This is a genomic window from Inquilinus sp. NPDC058860 (assembly GCF_042743185.1).
Lineage (GTDB): Bacteria > Pseudomonadota > Alphaproteobacteria > DSM-16000 > Inquilinaceae > Inquilinus.
Genome location: NZ_JBHYMS010000005.1, coordinates 1 through 13,054 on the forward strand (window position 1 = coordinate 1; position 13,054 = coordinate 13,054).

Here is a 13,054-nt window from a genome sequence, read left to right on the forward strand (position 1 = left end):
CGGGTGCCGCCCTTGTTGGGGCCCGCCGCCCCAAACTCACGCCAGTTGTTTGGTTGGGTTCGCGCTTGCGAACCCAACACCGGCTCGGGCTGCGCGAGGTTGGGTTCGCGTCCGCGAACCCAACCTACGACCAACTCACCAAGGGGAGAGAACGAGTGACGATGATAAAGACGGCCACCGCCGTCGGCCTGGCGGTGCTGCTGACGATCGGCCAGGCCGCCGCGCAGGACGTGATCCGCCACAAGATCCCGAACTCGGACTTCCCGATCGCCCGGGCGGTGGAAGTGCCGGCCGGCAAGACCACGGTCTATGTCAGCGGCGCGGTGCCGCCGGTGGCCGATCCGAACGCGGCCAAGAACACGGTTGCCGCCTATGGCGACACCAAGGCCCAGACCATCGCGGTGCTGACATCGATCGAGAAGACGCTGAAGGATCTCGGCCTCGGCCTGGGTGACGTGGTGAAGATGCAGGTCTTCCTGGTCGGCGACCCGGCCAAGGACGGTAAGATGGACTTCGCCGGCTTCATGGAGGGCTACCGCCAGTTCTACGGCACGGCGGCGCAGCCGAACCTGCCGGCCCGCTCGGCCATGCAGGTCGCCGCCCTGGTCAATCCCGGCTACCTGGTCGAGATCGAGGTAACCGCCGTGCGGCCATAGGCGAATGGAAAGGCGGGGCTTGCCATGGCGGCCCCGCCGGTCCGCATCGGTCCGGCGACAATCCTCCGAATCGCAACGGCCGAGGAGCGGATGGTGTCCGGAAATCCTGAATCGTCGACAGGGCAGGCGCCGCCGCCCCTGGGCCCTGTCGCGACGCTGGTCCGGTTCGGCGCGATCGGCGCCGTGCTGCTGGTCGCCGCGGGCGGCTTCGCCTATGCCGGCGGCTGGCTGTCGCCCGGCCGGCTGACCCAGGACCGGGTGATCGACGCCTTCGAGCGGGACAATGGAGTCTATCCCGGGTTCCGGCGGAACCATTCCAAGGGCGTCTGCATCGCCGGCTCGTTCGACAGCAACGGCCAGGGCGCCCGGCTGTCCAAGGCCGTGGTCTTCGCGCCCGGCCGTGTTCCGGTGATCGGACGCTTCGCTCTCGCCGGCGGCATGCCCGATGCCGTCGACTCCGCCGCCTCGGTCCTCAGCATGGCCCTGCGCTTCACGCTGCCGGACGGCGAGGAGTGGCGGACGGGGATGAACGACATCCCGGTCTTCCCGGTCAACACGCCGCAGGGCTTCTATGACCTGCTGATGGCCTCGGCGCCCGATCCGGCCACCCAGAAGCCCGATCCGGCGAAGATGCAGGCGTTCCTCGCCGCCCATCCCGAGACGCCGCGGGCCCTGGCCCTGATCAAGGCGCAGCCCCCTGTCTCCGGCTTCGCCGGCGCCGCCTACAACAGCCTCAACGCCTTCCGCTTCGTCGACGCCGCCGGCACCTCCACCCCGGTGCGCTGGGCGATGGTGCCGGACCGGCCCCCGGTCGCTCCGGGTACCGCGGCCCCGACCGACAGGAACTATCTCTTCGACGCCTTGGCCGCCGAGGTCGGCAGAGGACCGCTGACATGGCGGCTGGTGGTCACCGTCGGGCAGCCGGGGGACCCGACGGTCGACGCCACGGTCGCCTGGCCTGAGGACCGGCAGCGCGTCGAGGCCGGCACCCTGACCATCGACCGGGTCGAGGCCGAGGCGGCGGGCAATTGCCGCGACCTCAACTTCGACCCGCTGGTGCTGCCGTCGGGCATCGAGCCGTCCGACGACCCGCTGCTCAGCGCCCGGTCGGCGGCCTACGCCGAATCCTTCCGGCGCCGCGCCGGCGAGCCGAAATCGCCTAGCGCCGTCCAGGTCGATGCGGGGCAGGGATCATGACCGGCGAACCGCGCTTCACCGTGGTCTCGCGGCTCCTGCACTGGGTGATGGCGGCGCTGATCCTGGCGATGCTGTTCATCGGCATCGGCATGGTCGCCACCGTGTCCGAGCGCTACCAGCTGCTGGTGTCGATCCACAGGCCGCTCGGCATCCTGATCCTGCTGCTGGTGGCGGTCCGCATCGCCAACCGACTGTTCAACCCGCCGCCGCCGCTGCCGCGCCACCTGCCGGCCTGGCAGAGGCTGGCGGCGAAGGCGAGCCATCTGGTGCTCTACGCCCTGATGCTGGCCATGCCGCTGATCGGCTGGGGCATGCTGTCGGCGGCGGGCTATCCGATCGTGCTGTACGGGCCGCTGCACCTGCCGCCGATCCTGCCGCACGACGCGGCGCTCTACGCCGCGCTGCGGTCGGCGCACACGCTGCTCGCCTATCTGCTGTTCGCGACCATCCTGGCCCATCTCGGCGCGGCGCTGATGCATGCGCTGATCCATCGCGACGGCGTCTTCGCCAGCATGGCGTCGTGGAAAAGGCCGTAGCGAAGGCTGGCGGTCCGGCGGGTCGGGGCGATAAGATCGGACAAAATAACGGAGTCTCGACGTGATCCATGTCATCGCCCTGATCACCGCCAAGCCGGGCAAGCGCGCCGCCGTGCTGGAGGAATTCCGCAAGATCGTCCCGGAGGTCCATGCCGAGCAGGGCTGCATCGAATACGGGCCCGCGGTGGACGCCGAGGGCAGCCCCGACCGCTTCGGCGACGACAGCTTCGTGGTGGTCGAGAAGTGGGAGAGCCCGGAGGCGCTGAAGGCGCATTCCGCCGCGCCGCACATGAAGGCCTATGGCGAGCGCACCAAGGACCTGGTCGCCGGCCGCGCCATCCACGTCCTGACGCCGGCGTAGGTTGGGTTCGCGGCACGCGAACCCAACGACGGCTCGGTCTGCGCGATGTTGGGTTCGCTCTCGCGAACCCAACCTACATCGGCGATCCGATCCGGCGTCAGTGCCCCGGCCGGCCCGTGCGGCGGCTGTGGCGCTCGACCAGCGCCTTGGCCGCCAGCGTCACCAGGGCCAGCAGCGTCAGGGTCGAGGCGGCGGCGAAGGCCCCGACGGCATTGTAGTCGTTGTACAGCAGCTCGATCTGCAGCGGCAGCGTGTTGGTCTGGCCGCGGATATGGCCGGACACGACCGAAACGGCGCCGAACTCGCCCATCACCCGGGCGTTGCACAGCACCACGCCGTACAGGAGCGCCCATTTGATGTTCGGCAGGGTGACGCGGAAGAAGGTCTGCCAGCCATTGGCGCCCAAAGTCGCCGCCGCTTCCTCCTCGTCGCGCCCCTGCGCCTGCATCAGCGGGATCAGCTCGCGCGCCACATAGGGCGAGGTCACGAACAGGCTGACCAGCACGATCGCCACCGGGGTGAACATCAGGCGGATGCCGTGGTCCTGCAGCCAGGGGCCGAACAGGCCGTTGGCGCCGTACAGGAACAGGTACACGACGCCGGCCACGATCGGCGACACCGAGAACGGGATCTCGACCAGCGTGGTCAGCAGGCGCCGGCCGCGGAACTGGAACTTGGCGATCGCCCAGGCGGCCATGATGCCGAACACGGTGTTCACAGGCACCACGATCAGCGCCGTGGTCACGGTCAGGCCGATGGCGTGCAGTGTCTCGCGCTCGCCGATGTTGCGGGCGAAGACGGCGAGGCCGGCGGAGAAGGCCTGGGCGAAGATCACCGCGATCGGCGCCACCAGCACCAGCGCCGCGGCCAGGAGGGCAAGGCCGATCAGGATGCGGCGGGTCCAGCGCCCCTCGCCGATGCGGGGCGACCGCCGCGGCCGGGAACTGGCCACGGAGGCGGGCGCCGCCACCGGCGCGCGGTCAACGGCGATCGACATGGCGCAGGAACCGGGCCTGGAGGAGGTTGGTGGCGAGCAGCAGGACGAAGGCGGCGGCCAGGATGGTCAGCGCCAGCGCCGCGGCGGCGGCATAGTCGTATTCCTCGAGCCGGATGAACACCAGCAGCGCCGCGATCTCGGTCTGCATCGGCCGGTTGCCGGCGATGAAGATGACGGCGCCGAATTCGCCCAGGCTGCGGGCGAAGGCCAGGCTGCAGCCGGCCAGGAAGGCGGGCAGGATCGCCGGCCATACGACATGGCGCAGGGTCGGCCAGTCGCCGGCCCCGAGGGTGCGGGCCGCCTCCTCGACACCTTCGTCCAGATCCTCCAGCACCGGCTGCACGCTGCGCACCACGAAGGGCAGGCTGGTGAAGGCCATGGCCACGGCGATGCCCAGCGGGGTGTAGGCGACCGGGATGCCGATCGCCGCCAGCGGCGCGCCGAACCAGCCGTTCCGGGCGAACAGCGCGGTCAGGGCGATGCCGGCCACCGCGGTCGGCAGGGCGAAGGGCAGGTCGACGATGGCGTCCAGGAGCCGCCGCCCGGGAAAGCGGTAGCGCACCAGCACCCAGGCCAGCAGCAGCCCGACCACGCCGTTGAACACGGTCGCCGCCAGCGCCATGCCGAGCGTGACCTCATAGCTGGCGAGGGCTCGCGGCGAGGTGACGATGGCCAGGAACTGGGCCGGCGTCAGGCTGGCCGCCTTCAGCGCCAGGGCGCCCAGCGGCAGCAGCACGATCAGCACGAGGTAGACCAGCGTGCAGCCCAGCGTCAGCCGGAATCCGGGCAGAACCCGGCGCCGGGCGGGACGGGGGGCGGCGAGGGCGACGCTGGTCATCGGGCGCCGCGGCTCACTGGTTCACGAACACGGTGTCGAGGATGCCGCCGGAGGCGAAATGCTCGGAATTCACCTTGTCCCAGCCGCCGAACACCTCGTCGACCGTGGCCAGCGTCACCGCCGGGAATTGGTGCTTAGCGGCGATCTCGGCCAGGGTCGGGCGGTAGAAATGCTCGGCGAGGATCTCCTGGGCCGCCGGCTGGTACAGGAAGTCGAGATAGCCCTTGGCGACCTCGGCCGTGCCGCGGGCGTCGGCGACCTTGTCGACCACCGCCACCGGGAAATCGGCCTTCAGGCTGCTCGGCGGCACCACCACCTCGAAGCCGCGGTCGCCGTATTCCTTCTGGATGCCGCGGGTCTCGGCCTCGAAGGTGATCAGCACGTCGCCGGTCTCGCGCTCGACGAAGGTGGTGGTGGCGCCGCGGCCGCCGGTGTCGAACACCGGCACATGCGACAGCACGGTCTTGACGAAGGCCTGCGCCTTCGCCTGGTCGCCGCCATTCGCCTTCAGCGCCCAGGCATAGGCGGCGAGATAGGTGTAGCGGGCGTTGCCGGAGGTCTTCGGGTTCGGGAAGACGATCTGCACGTCGTCGCGCGCCAGGTCGCCCCAGTCCTTGATCCCCTTCGGGTTGCCCTGGCGCACCAGGAAGGCGGGGAAGGAGTAGTAGGGCGAAGCGCCGTTCGGGAAGGCCGACTGCCAGCCCGGCTTGACCGCGCCGCCCTTCTCCAGCGCCGTGATGTCGGTCGCCTGGTTGAAGGTCACGACATCGGCCTGCAGCCCCTCCAGGATCGACCGCGCCTGCTTCGAGGTGCCGGCATGCGACTGCTCGACCGTCACATCCTGGCCGGACTTGCCCTTCCAATAGGCCTGGAAGGCCGGGTTGATGTCGACATAGAGCTCGCGGCCGACATCGAAGGAGGCGTTGAGGATGGTGGTCTGGGCCTGCGCCGTAGCCGCACCGCCGAACAGGCCGCCCGCGACGGCCAGCGCCAGGAAGGAACGCTTCATCGGAAACTCCAAGAGAGATCAGGCGGCGCGCGCGGGGAACAGGCCGAACTGGGCGGCGCCGACCTGCAGCGTCTCGCCCGCGGCGGGCAGGCGGGCCGCCAGCTGGCGCCGATGCCATTCCAGGTCGAGCGGGATGGCGCCGTGTTGGGTCACCGCCTCGACCCGCACCAGCGGGCCGATGACGTTGACGCTGCGGACCGCGATCGGGAAAGCGTCGCTGCGCGCCTCCTGCGGCAGCAGGTCGTGCGGCCGGACGAAGATCTCGCCGGCGCCGTCCGGTCCGGCATAGCCCGCCGGCCGCGGCAGCACCGCGCCCTCGACATCGACCCGGTCCGGGCCGATGCGGCAGGGCAGGCGCACGGCCTGGCCCAGGAACTCGTAGACGAAGGGCGTCGCCGGCCGCTCATAGACCTCGCCCGGGCTGCCGATCTGCTCGACCCGGCCGTGGTCCATCACCACCACCTGGTCGGCCAGCTCCAGCGCCTCCTCCTGGTCGTGGGTGACGAAGACGGTGGTCAGCTTCAGCGTCTGGTGCAGCTCGCGCAGCCAGCGGCGCAGATCCTTCCGGACCCGGGCGTCGAGCGCGCCGAAGGGCTCGTCCAGCAGCAGGATGCGCGGCTCGATCGCCAGCGCCCGGGCCAGCGCCACGCGCTGGCGCTGGCCGCCGGACAGCTGGTCGGGGTAGCGGTCGCCGAATTTTTCCAGCTGCACCAGGGCCAGCAGCTCCTTGGCGCGGGCGCGGATCGCCTCGGCCTCCGGCCGGGTCTGGCGCGGCCGCACCTTCAGGCCGAAGCCGATATTGTCCAGCACGCTCATGTGCCGGAACAGCGCGTAGTGCTGGAACACGAAGCCGACCTGACGGTCGCGGACATCGACCGCCGACATGTCGGTGCCGCCGATCCGCAGGCTGCCGGCATCGGCATGCTCCAGCCCGGCGATGATGCGCAGCAGCGTCGTCTTGCCCGAGCCGGAGGGGCCGAGCAGGGCGCAGAGATGCCCCGCCTCGATGTCGAGGCCGATCCCCGACAGCGCGGTGAACTCCTGAAACCGCTTCTCGATCCCGCGAAGCTCGACCCGCATCGATTTTGCCTGCATTTTACTGTAAATAAAGGGCTTCCATCATAGCGGAGCGTAGAAAGCGCGCCAGCGGAAAATCCGGCACTGCGCGGATAGGTCCGTTGGATTGCACAATCCATCACTGTGTAACGGGGCGCCGCCCGCCCCTTGCTGTCATCCTCGGGCTTGACCCGAGGATCCAGGGGCTTTCCAGAGCAGCTCTCGGTGGCCCCTGGATTGCCGGGTCAAGCCCGGCAATGACAAGGGGAGGGAAACGCGGTCCGCTACGCCTCCTCGGCCGGCTCCAGCCGGATCACCGAGCCGTCGATCAGCACCTTGCCGCGGTTCTCGAAGTTCACCGTGATCCGGCTGCCGATCACCGACTGCACCTGGCCGGGGCCCCAGTCGGGCTGGTCCGGATGCCGCACCCACATGCCGGGCGCCAGCCCCAGATCGATCCCGAACCCGTTCTCGAACGTCATCAGCAAGCTCCCGCGATCTCCCGCCACGTTGCCACGGATTGCAGGGCCGCGTCAGGGGAGTTACACCCGGAAGGCACTCCGGAGTTCCCATGGTCGATCGGCCGCCCTGCCGCCCCGAAACCATCGCCGCCCGCCTCGACGGCTATCTCTGCGGCGACACCGGCGCGATCGTGCCGCCGATCCACCCGTCCTCGACCTATGCCCGCGACGCCGCCTACGCCCAGGTCGGCGGCCGCGGCTACAGCCGCGACGACAACCCCACCTATCTGCAGGCCGAGGCGCTGCTGGCGCGGCTGGAGGGGGGCACGGCGGCGATGCTGTTCGCCTCCGGCATGGCGGCGATCGCGGCGCTGTTCCAGGCGCTGGCGCCGGGCGATCACGTCGTCTGCTCGCGCGACATGTATTTCGGCACCGCCAAGCTGCTGCGCGAGCTGCTGATCCCCTGGGGACTGGACTGCGACCTGGTCGACACCGCCGACCTCGACGCCCTGCGCGCCGCGGTCCGGCCTGGGGTGACCAGGCTGGTCTATGTCGAGACCCCGGCCAACCCGGTCTGGTCGGTCACCGACATCGCGGCCGCCGCCGCCATCGCCCATGCCGCCGGGGCCTTGCTGGCGGTCGACAACACCTCGGCCTCGCCGGCGCTGTGCCGGCCGATCGCCCATGGCGCCGACCTCGTCGTGCACTCCGCCACCAAATACCTGAACGGCCATTCCGACGTCGTCGCCGGCGCGGTGGTGACGGCGGCCGACGGCCCGCTGTGGCAGCGCATCGGCCGCATCCGCTTCCTGGCCGGCCCGGTGCTGGGGCCGTTCGAGGCCTGGCTGCTGCTGCGCGGCATGCGCACCCTGTTCGTGCGGGTGCGCGCCGCCAGCGCCGGCGCCCAGCGCATCGCCGAGCGCTTCGACGGCCATCCGGCGGTGGCCCAGGTCTGCTACCCCGGCCTGCCGGGCTTTCCCGGCCATGCCGTCGCGGCGCGGCAGATGGAGGGCGGCTTCGGCGGCATGCTGTCGCTGCGCCTGGCCGGCGGCCGCGACGCGGCGCTGCGCGCGGTCTCCCGCGTCCGCATCTTCATCCGCGCCACCTCGCTCGGCGGGGTCGAGAGCCTGATCGAGCACCGCGCCACGATCGAGAAGGAGGACGGCACCGTGCCTGACGACCTGCTGCGCCTGTCGATCGGCATCGAGGCGGTCGAGGACCTGATCGCGGATCTGGAGCAGGCGCTGGCGGAGGAATAGGGCGACGGTACCGACTGGGATTCCCCTTATTGTCATGCCCGGGCTTGACCCGGGCATCCAGAGACTGTCGACATCTTCTGGATTGCCGGGTCAAGCCCGGCAATGACAGTCGTGGGATAGTGGCGCTGAAAAGCAGAACAGAACAGACAGGGACGGCATGGCGGACAGGGATGCAGGGGCCTTCGTCGAATTCGTCGACGTGGCCAAGACCTATGACGGCGAGACGCTGGTGGTGCGGGGGCTGGACCTCGCCATCCGGCAGGGCGAGTTCCTGACCCTGCTTGGTCCTTCGGGCTCGGGCAAGACCACGACGCTGATGATGCTGGCGGGCTTCGAGACGCCGACCCGCGGCCGTATCCTGCTCGAGGGCAAGGCGATCGACGCGCTGCCGCCCTGGCGGCGCGACATCGGCATGGTGTTCCAGAACTACGCCCTGTTCCCGCACATGACGGTGCGCGAGAACGTGGCCTTCCCGCTCAAGGTCCGCGGCGTCGGCGGCGCGGATGCCGCGGCGCGGGTCGAGCGCGCGCTCGACATGGTCAAGCTGGCCGGCTTCGGCGGCCGCCGCCCGGCCCAGCTCTCGGGCGGGCAGCAGCAGCGCGTGGCGCTGGCCCGGGCCCTGGTGTTCGGGCCGCGGCTGGTGCTGATGGACGAGCCTTTGGGCGCGCTCGACAAGCAGCTGCGCGAGCACATGCAGCTCGAGATCAAGCATCTGCACCGTTCGCTCGGCGTCACCGTGGTCTATGTCACCCACGACCAGGGCGAGGCGCTGACCATGTCCGACCGCATCGCCGTGTTCCACGAGGGCGCGATCGACCAGCTGGCGGCGCCGGACGACCTGTACGACCGGCCCGAAACCGCCTTCGTCGCCCAGTTCATCGGCGAGAACAACAGGCTGGCCGGAACCGTCGAGGCCCTGGCGGGCGGGCAGTGCACGGTGGCGGTCGACGGCGGCTTCTCGGTGCTGGCGACGCCGGTGGGCGCGGCCGGGCAGGGCGCCCGCGCCACCCTGTCGATCCGGCCGGAGCGGGTGCGGCTGTCGCCCGGCGACGGGGTCGGGCCGAACCGCTTCCCGGCCCGGATCGAGGAGCTGATCTTCCATGGCGACCACACCCGCGCCCGGCTGTCGCTGCTGGGCCGTGACGACTTCGTGCTCAAGCTGCCGAATGCCGACGGCCGGCCGGCCCTGGCGCCGGGCGAGGCGGTGACGGTCGGCTGGTCCGCCGCCGACTGCCGGGCGCTGACCGCGTGACTTGCTCGAAATTATTGGGTGTCCGGCCGTTCCGGTTGTAGGACGGATCATTCCCGTCGAATCATCCAGGGACGCCGCATGCCGGACCCGATCGTGCCGGTCGAGACCGAGAGACTGATCCTCCGCCGCTTCGTGCCGGAGGATTTCGAGGCGTTCCACGGCTATCACCGCCTGCCGGAGGTTGCCCGCTACCTGTACCGCGACCCGCGAACGCCGGAGCAGTCGCGGGCGGCGCTGGAGCGGTTCGGCGCGCTGAAGTTCGAGGGCGAGGGCGACGAGCTGGTGCTGGCGGTGGAGGCCCGCGAGACCCGCGCCCTGCTCGGCGATGTGGTGCTGAAATGGGTCAGCCGGGAGGCCCGGCAGGCCGAGATCGGCTACACCTTCGCGCCGGAGGCGGCCGGCCGCGGCTATGCCACCGAGGCGGCGCGGGCGGTGCTGGGCCTCGGCTTCGGCCGGTTCGACTTCCACCGCATCTTCGCCCGCTGCGACGCGCTGAACACCGGGTCGGTCAACGTCCTCAGGCGGCTCGGCATGCGCCAGGAGGCGCATCTGATCCAGAACGACCGGTTCAACGGCGTCTGGGGCGACGAGCTGATCTTCGCCATGCTGCGGGAGGAGTGGAGCCGGCGGCCGTCAGGCTGACGCCGGGCCGGCCTGCTCGGCCGTCCCGGCCCTGCGGCGAAGCGGGTAGAGGATCCGCACCGAGGTGCCGCGGCCTTCCGCGGAGTCGATCCGGAAGCGGCCGCCGAGGGCCTTCACCATCTCGGCGCAGCCGGTCAGGCCGAGGCCGACATGGCTGCCGGCCCGCATCGAGAAGAACGGCTCCGCCGCCTTCGCCCGGACCGCCGGCGACATGCCGAGGCCCTCGTCGATCACCTCGAGAAGCAGGCGGCGTCCGAGGGGGAAACGCCGCGTCAGCCGGGCGCGCAGGACGACGGGCGACTCAGGCTTCCCGGCCGCGACGACGGCCTGCTTGGCGTTGCGGACCAGCTCGTCGAGGATCAGATGGAACTGCGGCGACGCCACCAGCGCCGCCCGTGCCTCCTCGGGAACGTCGAACTGGATCCGGCCCGCGTGATCCTGGGACAGGGCGTCCAGGATGCTCTGCAGCGCCACGCTGCCCGTCGGCTTTGCCGAATAGGCGATCTTCAGCAGGCCGTTGTTGATGCTGTCCAGCTCCGCCGCCGCGCGCGAGGCGGCGGCGACCATCTCCGGATCGGGGGTCTGGCCGTCGCGCAGCCCCTTGATGAACAGGGCCAGCGCCGCGACCCGGGAGCGCGTCATATGCGCGAAGAGCGAGGCGAAGGAGCGGATCTGCTGGTCCTTCCGCCGCGCCATCATCGACTGCTGGTGGATGATCACCCCGACCACGATCACGGCGGCCAGCGCCATGACGAAGATCGCCGTGTTGCGCAGGGCGCTCTCGGCGATATGCGCGGTCTCGTTCAGGGTGCGGCTGTGGGCGCCGGTCGTGCCCGAGACCTGGAACATGTCCTGCTGGATGTCGGCCAGCAGGGCCAGCGTCTCCTGGTCGTTCGCCGACGCGCCGAGATTCGGCAGAATCCGGGTGCGGATGGTCTGGATGCTGCGGTCGAGCCGGGAAAAGTCCTGCGGCTCGAGGAAGTGGTCGATGTATTGCAGGTTGCGCAGCGCCACCATGTTGAACTGCAGCAGGCCGACCTCCTGCGCCAGCTGCGGCTGCCGGTCCCCCGTCGCCATCGACAGCCGCAGCAGCCCGACGATGTTGGCCAGGCGCTCGCGGATCTGGGATCCCCGCCACTGCACCTCGTAGGACTGCATGAGGAGGATGTCGGTCTCCTCGCGATAGTGCTCCGACTGCATGAACGACCAGGAGCCGAGCAGGATGGCGACGGCCAGCGCGACATAGGGCACGATGTCCAGCCATCGCCGCAGCGCCCTCATGAGCCGGGCCGCAGGGCGACGACGAACCAGACCCAGATGGCGTTTCGTCCGGCGGTGTTGGATTTGGGCAGCTGGTCGAGCGGCCAGATGATCGAGTACGGCCCGGAATCCGCCAGGTCCAGCGGCCTGTAATCCTGGCCGTCCGCGCACCGCCCGTTCTTGTGGTCGGTCGCCGTGCAGCCGCGTTCGATGGCGAGGATCGGGTCGTACTGCTTGATCTCCTCCATCCGGAGGGTGGTGATGAAATCGTCGTAGGCGAAGACCTCGATGCTGCCGGCGTCGCCCAGCCCGCTCCGCGCCAGCACCTCCTTCAGGTCCGGGCCGCGGTAGCGGATGGTCTCCCCAGCCTCGCTCCACGGCGTTCCGGTCTCGATCACCCGCTGCGGGAAGGCGGCCTTGATCTGCTCCGGCGTGTAGGACGCGATCGCCTGGCCGGGAGAGCTCTCGATCCGGAGGATATGGGGGTCCTCGTAGCCCACCGGGGCCGCGACCGCGCCGCAGGCCATGGCCAGCATGGCGGCGGGCAGCGCCATGCGGAGGGCACGAAGCATCAGCGTGGCCGCGGACGGTGCCGGGGCAGCCCGGCAGCCCCGGCCGCGACAGGCCGGGCAGGGGAAGAAAGGCGGGCGGGCGGAGCGGTCATCCTCAGGCGCCTTTCGGGAACAGCCCGTTCTTCAGCAGCTTGGCGCGCGCCTGCTTGTAGTATTTCTCGACCGTGTAGGGGTCGATGCCGAACCGGTCGCCCATCTTCTCGTAGATCTCCTTGCGTTTGACCCCTTTCGGCCGGTTCCGCATGAAATCGATGATCTCCTGCTCCCGGGGGGTCAGGCCGGAATAGTAGAATTCCGGCGTCACCGTCTTGACCGCGGACAGCGACAGCGAGAAGCGGGTGTCCGAGATCTCGTCGATGATGCTGGAGAGCTTGTCCCGGTCGAGGCCGGTCTTGCCGACATAGGCGTTGGCGCCGAGCATCCGGCAGGCCTCGCCCTCCTCGACGCTGTCCGACCCCGTGACGACGATGTGCAGCGCGTCGGGCGAGGCGTCGACCACCGCCTTGACCACGGCCAGCCGGTGCTGCGGCGAGGTCGGGTCGAAGCCGGGCAGGCCCGGGTCGATGATCACCAGGTCGAAGCTGTGCTCCCGCAGCAGGCCGGCGGCGATCTCCCAGGTCGCGGCGCCCTGGACGATGCAGTCCCGCAGGGCTGCCTTCAACTCGTTGATCAGGGCCAGCCGCATCAGATCCTGGTCCTCGATCACCAGCGCGCGTGAGGTCTGATCGCCAGCCGTCATGATGACATCTTCCACGATGGGGTCCCCGAGGATCGTAGTCCGGCTGTCCACCGCGCGCTAGGCCAGGATTCGTCTCGAATGCCATTGATCTCGCTGGCGAAAAAGGGGTGATGTCCCCCCTTTCTTTGGCTTCGGAATCAGGCCTGAAGTGATAAATCGATCACGGTCGTGATTCCGCATGTTGTCGTTTGTGGAAGTGTAGCGCGGATGGAAAATTTA

The 13,054-nt window shown here is 69.9% G+C and carries 15 protein-coding genes; 7 read left to right on the forward strand and 8 right to left on the reverse strand.

All coding sequences use genetic code 11. The features are described from left to right. The first annotated feature begins 161 nt into the window (after positions 1-161). The 4 genes from ACFW16_RS04855 (at position 162) to ACFW16_RS04870 (ending at position 2,750) form a co-directional block, all read left to right on the forward strand. The gene (locus ACFW16_RS04855; protein WP_380302743.1) at positions 162-656 is read left to right on the forward strand and encodes a RidA family protein; all 495 of its coding nucleotides are present in this window, start codon (positions 162-164) and stop codon (positions 654-656) included. 93 nt (positions 657-749) lie between these two features. After that, a complete protein-coding gene (locus tag ACFW16_RS04860; RefSeq protein WP_380302422.1) occupies positions 750-1,853 on the forward strand; it encodes a catalase family peroxidase in 1,104 nt (367 codons plus the stop codon). Then, a complete protein-coding gene (locus tag ACFW16_RS04865; protein ID WP_380302424.1) occupies positions 1,850-2,389 on the forward strand; it encodes a cytochrome b in 540 nt (179 codons plus the stop codon). Before ACFW16_RS04860 ends, ACFW16_RS04865 begins: the two co-directional genes overlap by 4 nt. Positions 2,390-2,450: 61 nt before the next feature. Further along, positions 2,451-2,750 carry a putative quinol monooxygenase gene (locus ACFW16_RS04870; protein ID WP_380302426.1) on the forward strand — a complete coding sequence of 100 codons (300 nt, stop codon included), beginning with the start codon at positions 2,451-2,453 and terminating at the stop codon, positions 2,748-2,750. 97 nt (positions 2,751-2,847) lie between these two features. On the opposite strand, the gene cysW is transcribed toward ACFW16_RS04870, so the two are convergent. The 5 genes from cysW to ACFW16_RS04895 all read right to left on the reverse strand — a co-directional run bounded on the left by cysW (position 2,848) and on the right by ACFW16_RS04895 (position 7,132). Then, positions 2,848-3,747 (reverse strand): sulfate ABC transporter permease subunit CysW, encoded by a 900-nt coding sequence (cysW, locus tag ACFW16_RS04875; protein WP_380302428.1) that lies wholly within the window; start codon positions 3,745-3,747, stop codon positions 2,848-2,850. Further along, positions 3,731-4,585, reverse strand: coding sequence for a sulfate ABC transporter permease subunit CysT (cysT, locus tag ACFW16_RS04880; protein ID WP_380302430.1), 855 nt, complete (start codon positions 4,583-4,585; stop codon positions 3,731-3,733). Before cysT ends, cysW begins: the two co-directional genes overlap by 17 nt. Positions 4,586-4,598: 13 nt before the next feature. After that, the gene (locus ACFW16_RS04885) at positions 4,599-5,594 is read right to left on the reverse strand and encodes a sulfate ABC transporter substrate-binding protein (RefSeq protein ID WP_380302432.1); all 996 of its coding nucleotides are present in this window, start codon (positions 5,592-5,594) and stop codon (positions 4,599-4,601) included. Positions 5,595-5,612: 18 nt separating this feature from the next. Further along, positions 5,613-6,674, reverse strand: coding sequence for a sulfate/molybdate ABC transporter ATP-binding protein (locus tag ACFW16_RS04890; RefSeq protein WP_380302434.1), 1,062 nt, complete (start codon positions 6,672-6,674; stop codon positions 5,613-5,615). Between the two features lie 260 nt (positions 6,675-6,934). Continuing rightward, positions 6,935-7,132, reverse strand: a complete 198-nt coding sequence (locus tag ACFW16_RS04895; protein ID WP_380302436.1) for a DUF3553 domain-containing protein — start codon at positions 7,130-7,132, stop codon at positions 6,935-6,937. 89 nt (positions 7,133-7,221) lie between these two features. Between ACFW16_RS04895 and ACFW16_RS04900 the strand changes: the two genes are divergently transcribed. From ACFW16_RS04900 to ACFW16_RS04910, 3 genes are all read left to right on the forward strand, one after another. Next, entirely contained in the window at positions 7,222-8,370 is a 1,149-nt protein-coding gene (locus ACFW16_RS04900; RefSeq protein WP_380302438.1) for a trans-sulfuration enzyme family protein, read from the forward strand. A gap of 157 nt (positions 8,371-8,527) precedes the next feature. Beyond that, the gene (locus tag ACFW16_RS04905; protein WP_380302439.1) at positions 8,528-9,622 is read left to right on the forward strand and encodes an ABC transporter ATP-binding protein; all 1,095 of its coding nucleotides are present in this window, start codon (positions 8,528-8,530) and stop codon (positions 9,620-9,622) included. 78 nt (positions 9,623-9,700) lie between these two features. Continuing rightward, entirely contained in the window at positions 9,701-10,264 is a 564-nt protein-coding gene (locus ACFW16_RS04910; protein WP_380302441.1) for a GNAT family N-acetyltransferase, read from the forward strand. Here the strand turns inward: ACFW16_RS04910 and ACFW16_RS04915 are convergent. The 3 genes from ACFW16_RS04915 to ACFW16_RS04925 all read right to left on the reverse strand — a co-directional run bounded on the left by ACFW16_RS04915 (position 10,256) and on the right by ACFW16_RS04925 (position 12,835). Continuing rightward, the gene (locus ACFW16_RS04915) at positions 10,256-11,545 is read right to left on the reverse strand and encodes a sensor histidine kinase (protein WP_380302443.1); all 1,290 of its coding nucleotides are present in this window, start codon (positions 11,543-11,545) and stop codon (positions 10,256-10,258) included. The two genes, ACFW16_RS04910 and ACFW16_RS04915, sit on opposite strands and share 9 nt — an antisense overlap. Next, positions 11,542-12,096 carry a hypothetical protein gene (locus tag ACFW16_RS04920; RefSeq protein ID WP_380302445.1) on the reverse strand — a complete coding sequence of 185 codons (555 nt, stop codon included), beginning with the start codon at positions 12,094-12,096 and terminating at the stop codon, positions 11,542-11,544. The genes ACFW16_RS04915 and ACFW16_RS04920 overlap by 4 nt, the downstream gene beginning before the upstream one ends. A gap of 94 nt (positions 12,097-12,190) precedes the next feature. Then, complete coding sequence (locus ACFW16_RS04925; protein ID WP_380302447.1) at positions 12,191-12,835, reverse strand: response regulator transcription factor; 645 nt, start codon at positions 12,833-12,835, stop codon at positions 12,191-12,193. Positions 12,836-13,054 lie beyond the last annotated feature (219 nt).